Annotated in this window: 8 protein-coding genes; 2 read left to right on the top strand and 6 right to left on the bottom strand. The window is 73.3% G+C overall.

All coding sequences use genetic code 11. From position 1 onward, the window contains the following. Positions 1-7: 7 nt before the first annotated feature. From NNW99_RS27385 to NNW99_RS27400, 4 genes are all read right to left on the bottom strand, one after another. A complete protein-coding gene (locus NNW99_RS27385) occupies positions 8-10576 on the bottom strand; it encodes a non-ribosomal peptide synthetase/type I polyketide synthase (RefSeq protein WP_215121829.1) in 10569 nt (3522 codons plus the stop codon). Further along, positions 10536-11900: an MFS transporter gene (locus tag NNW99_RS27390; protein WP_251057958.1), complete on the bottom strand. Its 1365-nt coding sequence runs from the start codon at positions 11898-11900 to the stop codon at positions 10536-10538. The genes NNW99_RS27385 and NNW99_RS27390 overlap by 41 nt, the downstream gene beginning before the upstream one ends. A 138-nt stretch (positions 11901-12038) precedes the next feature. Then, complete coding sequence (locus NNW99_RS27395) at positions 12039-12389, bottom strand: MazG-like family protein (RefSeq protein WP_215121831.1); 351 nt, start codon at positions 12387-12389, stop codon at positions 12039-12041. Between the two features lie 49 nt (positions 12390-12438). Next, entirely contained in the window at positions 12439-12996 is a 558-nt protein-coding gene (locus NNW99_RS27400) for a DoxX family membrane protein (RefSeq protein WP_215121832.1), read from the bottom strand. 157 nt (positions 12997-13153) lie between these two features. Between NNW99_RS27400 and NNW99_RS27405 the strand changes: the two genes are divergently transcribed. Both NNW99_RS27405 and NNW99_RS27410 read left to right on the top strand, forming a co-directional pair. Next, positions 13154-13480, top strand: coding sequence for a nuclear transport factor 2 family protein (locus NNW99_RS27405; RefSeq protein ID WP_215121833.1), 327 nt, complete (start codon positions 13154-13156; stop codon positions 13478-13480). A gap of 68 nt (positions 13481-13548) precedes the next feature. After that, the gene (locus NNW99_RS27410; RefSeq protein ID WP_215121834.1) at positions 13549-14535 is read left to right on the top strand and encodes an aldo/keto reductase; all 987 of its coding nucleotides are present in this window, start codon (positions 13549-13551) and stop codon (positions 14533-14535) included. A gap of 252 nt (positions 14536-14787) precedes the next feature. On the opposite strand, the gene NNW99_RS27415 is transcribed toward NNW99_RS27410, so the two are convergent. Both NNW99_RS27415 and NNW99_RS27420 read right to left on the bottom strand, forming a co-directional pair. Beyond that, the gene (locus tag NNW99_RS27415) at positions 14788-15597 is read right to left on the bottom strand and encodes an SDR family oxidoreductase (protein WP_251057959.1); all 810 of its coding nucleotides are present in this window, start codon (positions 15595-15597) and stop codon (positions 14788-14790) included. Between the two features lie 32 nt (positions 15598-15629). Next, complete coding sequence (locus NNW99_RS27420) at positions 15630-16382, bottom strand: YqjF family protein (RefSeq protein WP_215121835.1); 753 nt, start codon at positions 16380-16382, stop codon at positions 15630-15632. Positions 16383-16482 lie beyond the last annotated feature (100 nt).

Here is a 16482-nt window from a genome sequence, read left to right on the forward strand (position 1 = left end):
GCCCGGCCTACCCCCGCAGGAACCGGGTGAAGGACCTGGCCCACCCCTCGACGGTCTCCCTGGTGAACAGATCCGTCGAGTACTCGAAGGCGACCGTGATGCGGTCGCCTTCGGGCGCGATCACCACGTACAGCTCGTTGCGGGCCACGCCCCGGACGGAGAGGGCGTGCACGGAGGTCGTCACGCCCTGGAGGTCCAGGGCCGGTGGCTCCGTGGTGATCACCGTGAACAGGACCGTCGGGAACAGGGCGCCCTCCAGGTCGGGTGCCACCAGGGACACCACATCCGTCAGGGGGAGTTCCTGGTGGTCGAGGGCCGTGAAGAGGGAGGCGCCGAGTTGCGCGACCAGGTCGCCGAAGGTCTCCGCCTCACCGAGCCGGGCCCGCAGCAGTACGGCGTCACCCAGGATGCCGACGATCTCCGAACGGTCCCGCTGAACCCGGTTCGCGCTCGACGCCGCCAGGACGATGTCGTTCCCCTCGCCGCACAGCTCGCCCAGCCACCTGGCGAACAGGGCCGCCAGGACCGTGTAGGTGGTGGTGCCCAGGCGGGTCGCCGTGTCGGCCAGGAGGGCGGGGGTGTCGTCGTCGATGACCCAGGTGTGCAGGGCGCCCCGGCCGGACAGCGTGCCGGGGTGCGGGTGGTCGTAGGGCAGGGACGGGCGCAGGGGGATGCCGTCGAGTTCCGTGCGCCAGAAGCGTTCCAGGGCTGTCCTGCGGTCGTCCGGCAGGGCGTGTTCCGATCGGGCAAAGTCGGTGAACTGCCTTATATCGCTTGGTAGTTGAGGAGTCCTTCCCGCCCGTCGCGCGTTGTACAGCTCCGCCAGGTCGCGTCGGACGATGCCCAGGGACCAGCCGTCGCAGACCGCGTGGTGGAAGACCGTCACCAGGATCCAGTGGTCCGGGGCGAGCCTCGCCAGGCGGAAGCGGTGCAGCGGGGCCCGGTCCATCGCGAAGGGCGTGGACACCTGCTCGTCGCACCAGCGGTCCACCGCGTCCGCCGACGCCCCCGTGAGGTCGGTGACCGGCAGCGGGACGGGGACCTCCGCCAGGACTTCCACCTCGTAGCGGCCGTCCTGCCTGCGTACCGCGCGGCTGCGCAGGGCGTGATGGCGGGCCACCAGATCCGTGAGGGCCTGGTGCAGCGCGCCGGGGTCCACATCGCCGCGCAGGTCCGTGCGGTGGGCGATGTTGTAGACGCTCGGGTCGGTGAGCGCGTGGTGGCGGCGCCACAGTCGGCGCAGGGTGGACGGCATCGGTGCGGTGTCCTCGACACGGGGGCGGGTCGCGATGCCCCGGATCGTCGGGTCCAGGAAGAAGTCGGCCATCGTGAGGTCGACACCGGCCTCGTCCCGCATACGGTTCAGCAGCCTGATCGCGCTCAGGGAGTGGCCGCCGAGTTCGAAGAACGACATCGTGACCGGGACCGGGTCAGCCTCCAGCTCCTCGCACCACAGGTCGTGCAGCGTCTTCTCCAGGGCCGTGGCCGGTACGGCGGCCGGAGCCTCGCCGGAGCCGTCGCCCGGCTCGGGCAGGGCGGCGCGGTCCAGCTTGCCCGACGCGTTCACCGGGAGGCGGTCCAGGGACACCCAGCGGCGGGGGACCAAGTGGTCGGGCAGGTCGGCGGCGAGCGCGGCGCGCAGGGAGTCGAGGCCGGCCGTCGGGTCGGTGGGGACCACGTACGCGACCAGTTCCGTGTCGCCGTGGCGGTCGCGGCGCGTGAGGACCGCCGCGTCCCGGACGGACGGGAGTGCCGCCAACGCCGCCTGGATCTCGCCGGGTTCGACCCGGTAGCCGCGGATCTTGACCTGGTCGTCCGCCCGGCCCAGGTAGTCCAGGGTGCCGTCCGTCCGCAGACGGCCCAGGTCGCCCGTGCGGTACAGCACCCCGCCCGTTCCGTCGTCGAGGAAGGCGGCGGCGGTCTCGGCGGGGCGGTCGTGGTAGCCGTACGACACCGGGATCCCGCCCACATGGATCTCGCCGACCGCCCCGACCGGGACCTGACGGCCCGTGCCGTCCAGCAGCAGGACGCGTGCTCCCGGCACCGGGGTGCCGATCGGCGGCCACTCCTCGCCGTCGGGGTCGACGCGGTGCGAGGTGACGATGACCGAGGTCTCCGTGGGGCCGTACTGGTTGTACAGCGCGCAGCGCGGGTGCGTGGCGAGGAAGCGGCGGAAGCCGGCCGTGAGCTGGAGCGCCTCACCGGCCGAGAACAGCTCGCGCAGGGCAGGCAGTTCGGGGGCGGTCTCCATCAGGTACTTCAGCGGGGTGCAGGGCATGAACATCCGCTGCACCTCATGACGGCGCACCGCCTCGGCCACCGCCGCCGGGTCGTGCCGTACGGCGTCGTCGACGAGGACCAGCGTGGCGCCCGAGGCCAGCGTCGTGAAAATCTCCTGCACGCTGACGTCGAACGCCGGTGACGTCCACTGCAGGGTGCGCAGGGCCGGGTGGCGGTCCAGGTGGGCGCGGACCAGGTTCGCCGGGCCCCGGTGGGGTACGACGACGCCCTTCGGACGGCCGGTCGAGCCCGAGGTGTGGATGCAGTACGCCGGGTCTTCCGGGCGGGCGCTGTCCGGTACGGGGCCGGTGGGGAGCGTGTCGTCCACCTGGTCCACCCGCTGGACGGGCAGTCCGGTCGCCAGCTCCGGGTGTGCGGTGAGGGCGGCGTCGGAGGTGAGCAGGAGGACGGGGGGCGCGTCGGAGAGCAGCAGGGCGAGACGCGCGGTGGGCAGGGACGGGTCCAGCGGGAGGTAGGCCGCCCCGCTCTTGAGCACCCCGAGCAGGGCCGTGATCAGGTGCGGGCCGCGCGGCAGGCGCACCGCCACCCGCTCCCCGCGTACTGCTCCCCGGGCCCGGAGCTGCCGGGCGAGGCGGTCGGCCGCCGCGTCCAGATCCGCGTAGGAGAGCCGATCGTCCCCGCTGATCAGCGCTGTGGCGTCCGGGGTACGGCGGGCCTGACGCTCGAACAGGCCGTGCAGGGTGCCGGGGGAGGCCCCGTCGTCCACGCCCGCCGGGTGCTCCCAGCGGGCCAGGGACGCGCGGTCGGCGGCGGTGAGGGCGGTCAGTTCGGGCAGGGGCGCCTCGGGCGTGGCCAGGGCGCGGCGCAGCACCTGCTCGACGTAGTCCACGAAACGGCGCACCGTGGCCTCGTCGAACAGGGCCGTGTCGTACTCGACCATGAACCGGACGCCGCCCGCGTGATGGGTGAGATAGACGCTGAGGTCGAACGGGGCGCGGGCGCTCGGCACATCGAGCAGGGTGGCCGTCACATTCGGCGGGTCGAAGAGGGCCTCGCCCTCGTTCTCGTACTCCACCATCACCTGGAACAGCGGATTGCGCCCCGGGTCGCGACGCGGGTTGAGCGCGCCCACCAGATCGTCGAACGGGACGCCGCTGTGCTCGTACGCCGAGGTGCTGCTCTCGCGGACCCGGCGCAGCAGGGCCGGGAAGTCCGGGTCCCCGGTGAGGTCCAGGCGCAGCGGCACGGTGTCGAGGAACAGGCCCACCTGGTCCTCGGCACCGGCGGGACGCGCGGCGACCGCGGTACCGATCACCACGTCCCGCTGCCCGCTGAACCGGCCCAGGACCGCGCCGATCGCGCCGGTCAGCGTCATGAAGAGCGTGGCGCGGTGGCGGGCCGCGAACGCCCGCAGCCCGCCGGTCAGTTCGGCGTCGAGGGCGTGCGTGAGGCTCGCGCCCGCTCCCGATCTGACCGGCGGGCGGGGGCGATCGGTGGGGAGCGTCAGCTCCGGTGCGCCGCCGAGCCGCTGCCGCCAGAAGTCGAGGGACGCGGGGTCCGGCTCGACGGCCGTCGGCGGCTCGGACAGCGGCCCCGGTGCGGAACCTCCGCCCCGCCGTGCGCGGTAGTACGCGGCCAGATCGCGGGCCAGGACGGCCGTGGAGGAGGAGTCGAAGACGATGTGGTGCGCCATGAGGAACAGCAGATGGTGCTCCGGGGACAGCCGGAGCAGGCGGGCCGTCACGAGCGGGCCCGAGACGAGGTCGAGTCCGTGATCCGCCGCGAGCGTCGCCCGTAGAGCCGCCTCTTCCGTCGATCCCGTGTGGTCCTCCACCGGGCAGTCCAGCGGCATACGGTCGCGTATCTCCTGGTACGGGACACCGGCCGTGTCACCGAAGACCGTGCGCAGCGCCGGGTGCCGGTCCGCGACACGGTCCAGCGCCCAGCGCAACGCCGGTACGTCCAGGGGGCCGTCGAGCCGGATCGCCTTGGGCTCGTGGTACATGGCGGTGCCCGGGTGCAGTTGCTCCAGGAACCAGATGCGGCGCTGGGCCGGGGTGAGGGGGGCGCGGGGCGGCGTACGGCGGGGCTCGGGCAGGGGCCGCGCCTCAACCGCGGGGGTCGTCCGGCGCAGGCGGTCCAGTACCGGCAGCGCCGCCAGCACCTTCTCCCTCGGTACGCCGAAGTCCACGAAGCAGGCGATCTCGTCCGCTCCGGCGGCCAGCAGCCGCCCTACGGTCTCCGCCGCCGTGTGCTCGTCGCCGATCAGCGCGCGGGACTCGCAGTAGCGCTCGTAGGCGCGCCCGAGGAGGAACTCCACGTCCTCCTCCGGGGTGTTCTCCAGGTCCACCTGGAAGCCGAGACTGTTGGTGACCTGGTCGAAGAGGGAGAGGGACGACCGCAGATACGAAAGGAACGGCCGGTACGCCTCGGCCCGCGCCCGCTCCGCGTCGTCCTCCAGGTACGTGTGCACGAGCACCACGACCCGCCCCGCCGCCGGGTCCAGACCGTGCTCGGCACGACAGCGCCGGTACAGCGCGATGTTCTCGGCCAGTTGCTCCACCGTCTGCGTCATCAGATTGGTGACCACGCCGAGGTCCTCGGCGGCCGCCCGGCGGTAGCTGTCCGGGTTCCCTACGACGGCCACGTACATCGGCGGCCGTTCCTGTACGGGACGCGGATGCAGGCGGACCTCCACCGGGGTGCCGTCGCCCGCCGTGGTCTTCAGCGCCTGCCCCGACCACAGGTCCCGTACGGCCGCCAGCTGCTCGTACATCACCTCGCGGTGCCGGCCGAAGTGCTGTGGGGCGAGTGCGAAGTCGGTGGCGTGCCAGCCGCTCGCGAAGCACAGGCCCGTCCGGCCGCCGGAGATGTTGTCGACGACCGACCACTCCTCGGCGACCCGGGCCGGATGGTGCAGCGGCAGCACCACGGAACCGGCGTGCAGCCGGACCCGGCTGGTCCTCGCGGCGAGGGCCGCGGCCAGCACGGAGGGGTTGGGGAAGAGCGCGCCGAAGGAGTTGAAGTGCCGTTCGGGGAACCACAGGGCGTGGAAGCCGTGCTGGTCGGCGAAGTCGGCGGCGGCCATGATCAGGCCGTATTTGTCGTCGTCGGAGTGCTGGGGGTAGTCGCCGAAGAAGTAGAGGCTGAAGTCGACGGCTCCGGAAGAGGATGCGGCGGGCTCGGGGGCGAGAGGGGTCGGTACCGGTTCCGGAGTGGTCGGTGCCGTGATGGTGCCGGGCGTTGCCGCGAGTACGTCCAGCTGGCGGGAGATCATCCCACCCACCTGGTCGACCAGTTGCTCCGCCAGCCGTAGCTGCTGGCCGAACAGGGCGTGGAGGTCCGAGGGCGCCTCCTGGGGAGCGGCGGGCGCCGCCGGTGGGTCCTCGGCCACGGGCTCCTCCCGCACCACCGGCGCGATCACCGGCGCGGCCACCTGCGCTTCGTCGCCCCGCAGTCCCGCGACCCGTTCGGCCAGTCGGCGTGGTGTGTCGGCCGAGTCGAACACCTCGCGGACCGGGACCCGGACGCCGTACCGCTGCTCCAGCTCGGTCGTCATGCTCATCAGGGAGAGCGAGTCGGCGCCGAGTTCGAAGAAGGAGCTGTCGGGGGTGACGTCGGCGGTCGGGCGGCCCAGTTTGTCCGCCGTCAACTGCCTTATCGAGTCCAGGACTTCATCCGTGCGCGGTTCCGGTCGCTCGGGTGCCGCCACCGGCGTCCCGGTTCGGTACGGCACCCTGCTCCGCCGCAGCGGATGCCCGGGGAGCGGCACCCGGCCGCCGTTGTCGTCGAGGAGCGCCCGCCAGTCCAGGTCGGCACCCCTGCGGTACAGCGAGCCGAGGGCCGTCAGGAATCCGTGGGCCTGCTCGGCGGCCTCGTCCCCTTCGCCCTGCCCGCTCAGCCAGCGGCTGTCGGTGACGCAGTGCCGGCCGAGCCCGGTGAGGGTCCGCCCGGCGCCGGTCTCCACGAAGTCCCGGAAGCCCTGTCCGACGGCGGTCTCCATGGCGAGGTCGAAGCGGACCGGCTGCCGGGCCTGACGGCAGAGGTAGTCGGCGTCGACCGTCCAGCCGACCGGGCGCCACTCGCCGTCGGCCGTGGTCACCAACGGGGTGTGCAGCGGCCGGTACGTCACCTCGCGCGCCCGGGTCCGGAACTCGTCCAGCGCGCTGTCGACGTCCGAGGAGTGGAACGCTCGGTCGACCGGCAGCGCACGCCAGCGCAGGCCGTCCAGATCGAACAGCCGTGCCGCCTCCTTCAGGGCCCCCGGCGAGCCCGAGAGCACCTGGGCGTGCGGGCCGTTGACCGCGGCGAGTTCCGCACCGGCGGCGTCCGCGACGCGTCGTGCGGTGGCCAGGTCGGCCCGGACGGCGAGCATGCCCCCGGCCGGGCAAAGGGCCTGCATGAGGCGCCCGCGCCAGGCGGTGAGCCGCAGCCCGTCCTCCAGGCTCAGGGCACCGGCCGCGTACAGGGCGGCGTACTCGCCGACGCTGTGGCCGAGCAGGAGCCCGGGGTGTATTCCGGCGGCCCGCCAGGCGTCCGCCAGCGCCGCCTGATGTGTGAAGAGGGCGGCCTGCGCGGTCTCGGTGGGCCAGATGTCGTCTTGCGTAGAGGGACCGGCGTGACCGGGGGCGGTCAGGAGTGGTTCCAGCAGGCTGCCGCCGAACTCCCCGGCGTAGAGCTTCTCGCACCGGTCGAGCGTGGCCCGCGCGGCCGGGTACGCGGCGTACAGGCCGCTCGCCATGCCGTGGCGGGCGCTGCCCTGGCCCGGGAAGGCGAAGGCGACCGGGCCCGGAGGCGCGGCCTCGAAGCGGACGTCTTCCTCCAGCGCGCGGGCGAGTTCACCGGCCGTGCGGCCGACCACGGCGGTGCGTGCCGTGCGGTGCGGTCTGCCGAGGGCGAGGGTGGCGGCCACGTCGGCGGCCGGGAGGTCGGGCAGGGCCAGCAGCCGGTCGCGGAGCCCTGCCGTGAGTGCGGCGAGGGACTCGGAGTCACGCGCCGACACGGGCACCAGGACGGGGAGTTCGAGAGCCGGCCGGGGGCGGACGGGCGGGGCCTCCTCCAGCACCACATGGGCGTTGGTGCCACCGACGCCGAGCGCGCTGACCCCGGCCCGGCGGGGCACACCGTCCGGCACCGCCCAGGGCCGTAGCTCCGTGGCCAGCGTCAACGTGCCGTCGGACAGCGGGAGTTCCGGGTTGGGCCGGTTCAGGTGCGGTGTCGGCACCAGGGTGCGGTGGCGCAGCATCAGGACCGTCTTGATGAGCCCGGCCATTCCGGCGCAGCTGTCGAGGTGCCCGATGTTCGGCTTCACCGAGCCGACGACACAACCATCGCCGGAGCGGCCCGAGTTCCCCGCGTCCTCGCCCAGAACCCGCGCCAGCGCCGTGAGTTCGACCGGGTCGCCGAGCCGCGTTCCCGTGCCGTGCGCCTCCACGTACGAGATCGTCTCCGCCGGTACGTCGGCCCTGCGCAGGGCCTGCCGTACGACGTCGGCCTGCCCCTCGACTCCGGGCGCGCTGAAGCCGACCTTGGCGGCTCCGTCGTTGTTGACCGCGGAGCCCAGGATCACCGCGTGCACGGTGTCGCCGTCGGCCAGGGCCCGGTCGAGGCGCTTGAGCAGGACGGCGGCCACACCGTTGCCCCCGACCGTGCCGTCGGCCTCCGCGTCGAAGGCACGGCACCGTCCCGTGGGGGACAGGATCGACCCGGGGTGGCTGCGATAGCCGGACTCCTGGGGCAGATGCACGGCCGCCGCGCCCGCCAGCGCCAGGTCCGTCTCGCCGGTCAGCAGCGCCTGGACCGCCAGGTGCACCGCGACCAGCGAGGTGGAACAGGCCGTCTGCACACCGATCGCCGGGCCGGTGAGACCGAGCCGGTAGGCGACCCGGGTGGCGAGGAAGTCGGGCTCCTGGCCGATGGCGGTCTGCATTCCGGCGGCCGGGTCGGCCGGGTCGTACTGAGAGCCGGTGACGGACGGCTGCTGGTGGTCGTAGAGGTTCATGCCCGAACCGGCGAACACCCCCACCCTGACGCCCGGCGCGGTCGCCGCGTGGCCGCCGTCCTCCAGCGCCTGGTGGCAGCACTCCAGGAACAGCCGGTGCGCCGGATGCGTGAGTCCGGCCTCCTTGGGGCTCAGCCCGAAGAAGTCCGTGTCGAACTCCTCGACACCGTCGAGGACTCCGGCGACGGGCACGTGCCCGGATGCCGAGGGCTGCGGCGCGTCGAACACCCGGACGCTGTCCACGCCGTCCCGCAGGTTGGCCCAGAACCCCTCCGCCGAGTGCGCTCCGGGGAAGCGCAGCGCCAGTCCGATGACGGCGATACGTCGCTCGGGGGATGTGACCTCGTCGGTGACCGCCTCGGGCCCGGCCGCCTCCGCCACCGGCCCGCTCGCGAGATGCGCGGCGAGCGCCGTGACCGTCGGATGCTCGAAGAACGCGGTCTGCGCGATGGGTATGCCGAGACGTTCCGCCAGCCGGTTCCGCAGGCGCACCAGGAGTACGGAGGTCAGGCCGAGTTCGTAGAACGGCACGTCCGCGTCGGCCGGGCGGCCCAGTACGGCGGACAGTTCCTCGCGGACAGCCCGGGTCACGGTGTCCGCGTCCGGTGCCGTGGTGCCGAAGCCGCCGTCGATCAACCTGCTCTGGAGCTCCGCGCGGCGCACCTTGCCCGCCGGTGTGCGCGGGAACTCATCGGGCGGCACGGGCTGGACGTACGCGGCGGTGAGCCTGAGGCGGGTGAACAGCGCCGCCTTCAGCTCCTTGGCGATCCGGGTGTCCTCGGGGGCGCCGCGGCTGACGAAGAACACCGCGAGTTCCTCGGTGCCCCGCTCCGGATGCGGGATGCCGCAGGCGGCGATCTCGCCCTGCCGGACGCCCTCGACGGTGGTGGCGGTCTCCTCCACCTCGTGGCAGTACACGTTGTGGCCGTTGAGGATGATCAGGTCCTTGCGGCGGCCCGTGATGACGACCTGGCCGCTGTCGAGGAAGGCCAGATCGCCCGTGTCCAGCCAGTCCCGCCCGGCGGGGTAGGCGGCGGCGTCCGCCTCGGGGTTGTCGACGTAGCCGGGGGTGAGCCGTGCGGGGGAGTGGACCTGGAGCCGCCCGATCCGGCCCGGCGGGGCGAGGTCGCCGTGGTCGTCGACGACGCGCAGGGTGACGCCGTGCGCGGGCGAGCCGGAGGCGACGAAGGTGACGCAGTCGGCGTCCGGGGCGTCCGCACCGGCCGGGACCAGGTCCCCGCCCAGGCTGCTCTTGAGCAGACGGTGCACGGTCCCGGGCCGGTCGAGGCGGCCGTAGGTGACGGCCGTGACCGTCTCGGCCATGCCCCAGGCCGGGACGATGTGCTCCTCGCGCACCCCGTACGGGGCCGTCGCGTCGAGGAAGCGGCGCAGCACCGGCAGCGCGACCCGCTCGCCCCCGCACAGCAGGGACTTGAGGCCGCCCAGGTCCCAGTGGCCCTCGGGCCGCTCGGCGAGCGCGTCCGTGACCAGCCGGTAGGCGAAGGTGGGCGCCCAGCTGTGCCGCGCCCGGTGTTCGTGGACGAGGTCCAGCCAGCGCAGCGGGTCGGCGAGCACATGCTCGGTGGGCGCGTGGACGTTGGTGCAGCCGGTGAAGACCGCGAGCAGGTGGTACAGCAGGAAGGCGCCGCTGTGGTCGACCGGCAGCCAGTTCACCATGGTGTCGTCCGGGCGGACGTCCAGGATCCGCCGGCTGCTCGCCGCGAAGTCGGCCAGCCCGGCGTGCGTCAGCCGCGCCGCCTTCGGTACGCCGGTGCTGCCCGAGGACAGCATCAGCAGGGCGGTGTCGGACGGGTCCGGCGTGAGGTGGTCGTCGTCGGCGTCCCCGGCCTGCGCGTTCAGGCAGTCCCCGGCGAGGGCGACACGCGGCGCGGGCGAGGCGTGGGCGAGCGCGGCGGCGCCGGGCGCGTCGGTCAGGACCAGGGGCCGGCCGAGTAACGCGCAGGTCTGCCGCAGGCGTTCGAAGGCCGGGGAGCCCGGCGCGGGATGCTCGGCGATGGCCACCGGCAGGGCGCCGCCGAGCACACAGGCCCAGAAGGCGGGGAAGAACTCGGCGAGCGGCAGCCCGCACAGCACCACCGCGTCGCCGCGCCGCAGCCCGTGGGCCCGCAGGCCGGCGAGCATACGGCGGGCCGCGTCCAGCAGTTCGGGATACGACCGCGAGGCGGTCGTGCCGTCGGCGGCGACGGTGACGACGGCTCCGCCGGAGGCGGACCGGGCGGCGCTCAGCAGCGCCCGCACGGCGTCGACCGGATCGGCCTCGGTGCGCTCGGGCTCAGGGCCCTGGCAGAGGGCGTGCCCCCGTAGACGTTCCATGCGTGTTCTCTCCCTTTTCCCCGCTGGTGGACGAACGGTCCGGTTCTCCGCTGGTGGACGATCGGTCTGAGTGGTCCCGGTCTCTACGCGCGTCGCGCCGCCGGACGGTGAGCAGCAGCACCAGCGCGCCGCACGCCGCGGCCCCGTGGAAGACGCCCACGACGGCGAGCGCGGGCAGCGCCTCCAGCGCGGCCGCGGCGGCGATCGTGCCCAGGGCGAACCCGGACTGCTCGGCGGTGGCGGACAGTCCGAACAGCCGGGCGCGCTGCCGGTCGGGGGCCGCCTGGAGGCGTGAGGTGTAGACGATCTCGGTCCAGCCGTCCGCGAACCCGGCCGCCACGGCCGCCGCGATCAGGGCCGGGGCGGGCGGTCCGGTGAACGCGGCCACGAAGCACAGCGACATCGCGCAGGTGCCGACGGCGAACGCGCGCTCGCCCCAGGACGTCCCGTGCGAGCGGCGTTTGAGGACCTGGTGGGCGATCAGGGTGCCCACCGCCCACGCCGCCCAGAACCGGGCCATGAACACGGCCGGCTCGGACGGCTCGGCCGCGTGCGCCGCCAGCGGCAGGGCCACGTTGTGCGACGCGGACGCCAGCGCGTCGAGCCCCCGCAGCGCGATCAGGGCGAGCAACGGGCCCGCGAGCCCCACGATGCGCCCCCGCAGCCACCCACCACGCCGTGACGAGAACCCGTCCCCGCCGTCCTCCGTGACGCTCCCGCTGTCCTCCGTACCGCCCGGGTCGCTCACCGACCCCCCGTCGCCGCCCGTGTCCGTACGCGGCCGGAGCAGCAGCACCGCACCCGCGGACACCGCGAAGCTCGCCGCGTTGACCCCGAAGGCGACGCCGAAACCGCCGAGGGCGATGACCGGCGCGGCCGACGCGAAGCCCAGCACCGTGGCGATGGAACGGGCCGTGACCAGCACGCCGTTCGCGCGGGCGCGGTCGTCCTGCCCGACCATGACCGGAACCGCGCTGCGCAGGGCGACGTTGAAGAACGTGTTCCCCGCGCCCAGCACGACCACCGCCGCGAGCAGCACCCACAGCGGCGTGCGCGTCGCCCAGAGCGCGAGCACCACCATGGCGAGGGTCTGGGCGAGGTCCGTCGCCACCATGACGGTCCGGCGGGTGAGCCTCGCGGTCAGGGCCCCGGCGGTGAGACCTGCCGTGACACCGGACAGCAGCCGCACCGCCATCACCGCGCCCACGCCCAGGGCGCTGCCGGTGACCTCGTACGAGAACAGGCTGAGCGCGATCAGATTCAGGTAGGTCCCGTAGGCCGACACGGCGTGCGCGACCACCAGGGACCGGAACCTTAAGTCCACCCCCGTCACCAAACTCCTCAACCCGCAAGGGCCAGGATTCGGCCGCTCGGCATATTCACTCGCAGCGTAGCCCGACGAAGCGGCGGGGGCGGGGTGTTGTGGAGTATCGGGCGATCGGCATCGGCGCGTATCGGATGATCAGCCCGGCGAGGCCGACGACCGCTCCCGCACCCGCTCCAGATTTCGGGCGAACACCTCGCGCGCGTCCGGCGTCAGGGTCCGCAGGGCCATCAGGGCCGTGATCACCACGTCGCACAGCTCCGACTGGACGTCGTCCCAGCCGTGGGTGACGCCCTTGCGTGGGTTCTGGCCGGTCGCGCCGATCACCGCCTCGGCGACCTCCCCGACCTCCTCGGACAGCTTCAGGATGCGCAGGAGCAAGCCCTCGCGGCCCTCGACGGGGCGGTGGGTCTCGAGCCACTCCCACAGGGTGTCGATGGTGCCCCACAGCTCGGGCGAGGCCGGGGCGGGCGATGTCTGATCGTTCATGGGCCGGCAGCCTGCCACGAGGGTCTGACAACGCCCCCCAGCCGTCGCCCTACTCCAGGTACTCCTCGTCGAACAGCGGGTCCTGCTCGCCTTCCTTCGCCTTCCGCAGCCGCCTGGTCCGCGCCCCCACGACCAGCACCGTCCCGGCCGCCGTCGCCGCGAACGCCGCCGGGATCATCCAGCCGCGGTTCACCGCGTGCCCGAGCAGATGGTCCACGGAGAGCCGACCCGGGCCGGTGACGGCCAGGCCGGCGGCCGTCAGGCCCAGCGCCGCCGCGTACTCGTAGCCGCCGCCCTGGTTGAAGAACCCGTTCGGGGTGTGCACCGCGGCCGCCCCCGCCATCGCACCGGCCGCCGCCGCACCGGCCGCCGGAGTGGCCAGGCCCAGGGCCAGCAGGGTGCCGCCGCCGGTCTCCGCGAGACCGGCCGCCGTCGCGCTCACCTTGCCCGGGACGTAGCCGACGGCCTCCATGAACTGCCCGGTGCCCTCGATGCCGCCCCCGCCGAACCAGCCGAACAGCTTCTGCGTGCCGTGGGCGGCCAGCACACCGCCCGTCCCCAGCCGGAGCAGCAGCAGGCCCAGATCACGTCGGTCGTAACGGCTCACGTCGTCTCCCGGAGCGGACGGCACAGCGGATGAGTACTCCTCGTCACGCTCCCACCGTCGCACCCCTGGCCTGCCGCGACACCCGGCGGAGCCGCCCGGGACGCCGTTCGGGTGGCACGGGTGGCGGGGGCCGCCGACCGGTACGAGGCTGACTGGCATGACGATTCAGACCACGCGCCTCAGTGACCCGGCCGTCCGCGCCTTCGTGACCGCCGTGAACAACCACGACCGCGAGAGCTTCATGGAGCTCCTCGCGCCGGGCGCGACCATGGCGGACGACGGCTCCGACCGCGACCTCGCCGACTGGGTGGACCGGGAGATCTTCTTCTCCCACGGCCATATGCGGGTCGACAGCGAGTCCAACGACGGCCGTTCCCTCGTCGCCCACTACAACAACGACACCTGGGGCGAGATGCGCACCCGGTGGAGTTTCACGGTCGACGAGGACGGCAGGATCTCCCGCTTCGAGACCGGGCAGGCCTGAAAGACCGTAAAAACCTCCTACCCGGGGCCTTGTCCTCGCCTGCGCTCCAACTCGTAGCGTCCCCGGCCATGGACACCACACGCACACTGGGACGCAGCGGCATCGAGGTGAGCGCCCTGGGCTTCGGCTGCTGGGCGATCGGCGGGGAGTGGCAGGGGCCCGAGGGGCAGCCGTTCGGCTGGGGCAAGGTCGACGACGAGGAGTCCGTACGGGCGGTGCGGCGCGCCCTCGACCTGGGTGTCACCTTCTTCGACACGTCCGACAACTACGGCACCGGGCACAGCGAGCGCGTGCTGGGCCGGGCCCTCGGCAAGCGCAGGGCCGATGTCGTCGTCGCCACCAAGTGGGGCTATCTCTTCGACGAGCGGACGCGGACCGCCGACGGCAGCGACGCCTCCCCGGCCCATCTGCGCCGTGCGCTGACCGCGTCCCTGCGCCGCCTCGACACGGACCATGTGGACCTGTACCAGTTCCACATCGGGGACGCCGAACCCGAGCAGGCCGCGCTGCTCCGCGACACCTGCGAGGACCTGGTGCGCGAAGGGCTGATCCGCGCCTACGCCTGGAGCACCGACGACCCGGCCCGTGCCGCCGTGTTCGCCGAGGGCCCGCACTGCGCCGCCGTCCAGCACGCCCTCAACGTCCTTCAGGACGCGCCCGAGATGCTCCGGCTGTGCGAGGAGGCGGGGCTGGCGAGCATCAACCGCAGCCCGCTCGCCATGGGGCTGCTCGCCGGGAAGCGCCGGGCCCATCAGCCGCCGGAGAGCGGGGACATCCGCAGCAGGCCGCCGGCCTGGCTCCAGGGGTTCGGTGACGGATCCGGCGCCGACCCCGAGTGGCTCGCCCGCGTCGAGGCCCTCCGCTCCCTGCTCACCAGCGAGGGCCGGACCCTCGCCCAGGGCGCCCTGGCCTGGCTGTGGGCCCGCAGCCCCGCCACCGTCCCCATCCCCGGCTTCCGCTCGGTCGCGCAGGCGGAGGAGAACGCGGGGGCGATGGCGAAGGGAGCACTGACCGGCGGGCAACTGGCCGAGATCGACCGGTTGCTCGGGCGGTAGCCCCGTCGAGCTGTGCGGCAGTCGTTCCACGTACCGGTGCGTACCCCGCGGTCCCACGCGGGGTCCACCCCCACCCGGTGCCGTGGAACGACTGCCGCCTCCCCCCTGGATGTGGCTGACGGAAGCTCTCTGCTCCAAGTGTGAAGCTTTGGTGTAGGAGAGTTGAGCATATGCGCCGGACCGGCCGCAATAGGGCGGACGTTGAAATTCCGGTTGTGCAGGTTGACGCGTTGACGACCGCGCGGGCGGCGTTCAGCCGCGCCCGATGTACGGCATCGCCGTGGCGAGGACGGTCGCGAACTGCACGTTCGCCTCCAGCGGCAGCTCCGCCATGTGCCGCACGGTGCGGGCCACATCGGCGACGTCCATCACCGGCTCCGGGGCCACCTCCCCGTTCGCCTGCAGCGCTCCCGTCTGCATACGGGACGTCATGTCGGTCGCCGCGTTGCCGATGTCGATCTGCCCCACCGCGATCCCGTACGGCCGCCCGTCCAGCGACAGCGCCTTGGTCAGGCCGGTCAGCGCGTGCTTGGTCGCCGTGTAGGCCACCGAGTGCGGCCGGGGCGTGTGCGCCGAGATCGAGCCGTTGTTGATGATCCGCCCGCCCCGCGGGTCCTGCTCCTTCATCCGCCGGTACGCCTCCTGCGCGCACAGGAACGCCCCGTTGAGGTTGGTGTCCACCACATGCCGCCACGCGTCGTAGGGCAGTTCCTCGACCGGCACACCGCCGGGCCCGAACGTGCCCGCGTTGTTGAACAGCAGGTCGACCCGCCCGAAGCGCCCGACGGCGGCCTCGAAGAGGGCGGCCACGTCCTCGGGGCGTGAGACGTCCGTCCGTACGGTGAGAGCCGCGCCACCCGGAGCCGTTGCCGCCGTCCCCTCGGGCGCCAGGGCCGCCGTCTCCTCCAGGGTCTCCACGCGCCGGCCCGCCAGCGCCACCGGCCAGCCCGCGCGCAGCAGTTCCACGGCCACCGCCCGGCCGATGCCGGAACCCGCCCCGGTCACCACCGCGATCCTCGACCGCGCCTCCGCCCGCTCGACGTGCTGCCTGTCCGTTTCCACCAGTGCTCCTTCAAGTGCTTCTTCGGTTCCCCTCAGGGAGTGGGGATGCCCGCCGGGCGTGCCGGGCGGCCGAGGCGGACCGGGACGCCCGGGGAGTACAAGACGCTGACCGGGGCGCCGCTCGGCGCCGGGAGGCCGGACGTCGTGATCAGGTTCTCGTCGCAACGGACCAACTCGGCGCGGTACAGGGGCCAGCGCGGGTGGTGATTGGGCAGGTACCCCGTTCCGCCGAGGAACGCGTTGTGCATGCCCCAGCGGGCGGTGAGGAAATGCTCCAGCTCGGTGGGCTCCTCGATACGTTCACCGGTGCGTACGGTGATGCGGCTGTACGCGTCGCGCGGGCCGGGCCAGCGGCGGGAACTGGTGTAGGTGACGGTGTCTCCGGCGGTACGGACGGTCATCCGGGACCACAGGTACGGCAGTCGGAAGCCGGCGCGGCCCATCAGTACCGGTATCAGCCGGGAGGCGTCCATCGACCGGAAGACGACTCCGCGCCGCCCGTCGGCGTCCACCGAGTACAGGCGGACGTTGGTCTCCGGAAACGTCCCGAGATACGGGACCCCCGGCAGCCGGAGCCACCCGACCCGGTGCATCCGGAAGGCGACGAGTCCGACGTAGGTGACCCCGTCGTGCGTGTCGGGAACGGTGCCGTGCGGAAGGTGACCCGCCACGGCGTCCGGGTCGACGGCCCAGTGGATGAAGGAGAGGTCGAGCCACTGCTGCGTGAGGAGCGGGACGGGTATGGCGGCGGACGGGTCAGGGGTGACGGAGGTGGGCTTCTGCACGATGCCAGCGTGGCAGAGGCTCCGGTGGTGGGCCGCGCCATTCGGCCCGCGCGGCGGTGAGGGTCGCGTCACGCGGCGGGACGGACGGCGACTGTGAACT

Source organism: Streptomyces sp. CRCS-T-1 (assembly GCF_024442335.1).
In the GTDB taxonomy this organism is placed as follows: Bacteria; Actinomycetota; Actinomycetes; order Streptomycetales; family Streptomycetaceae; genus Streptomyces; species Streptomyces koelreuteriae.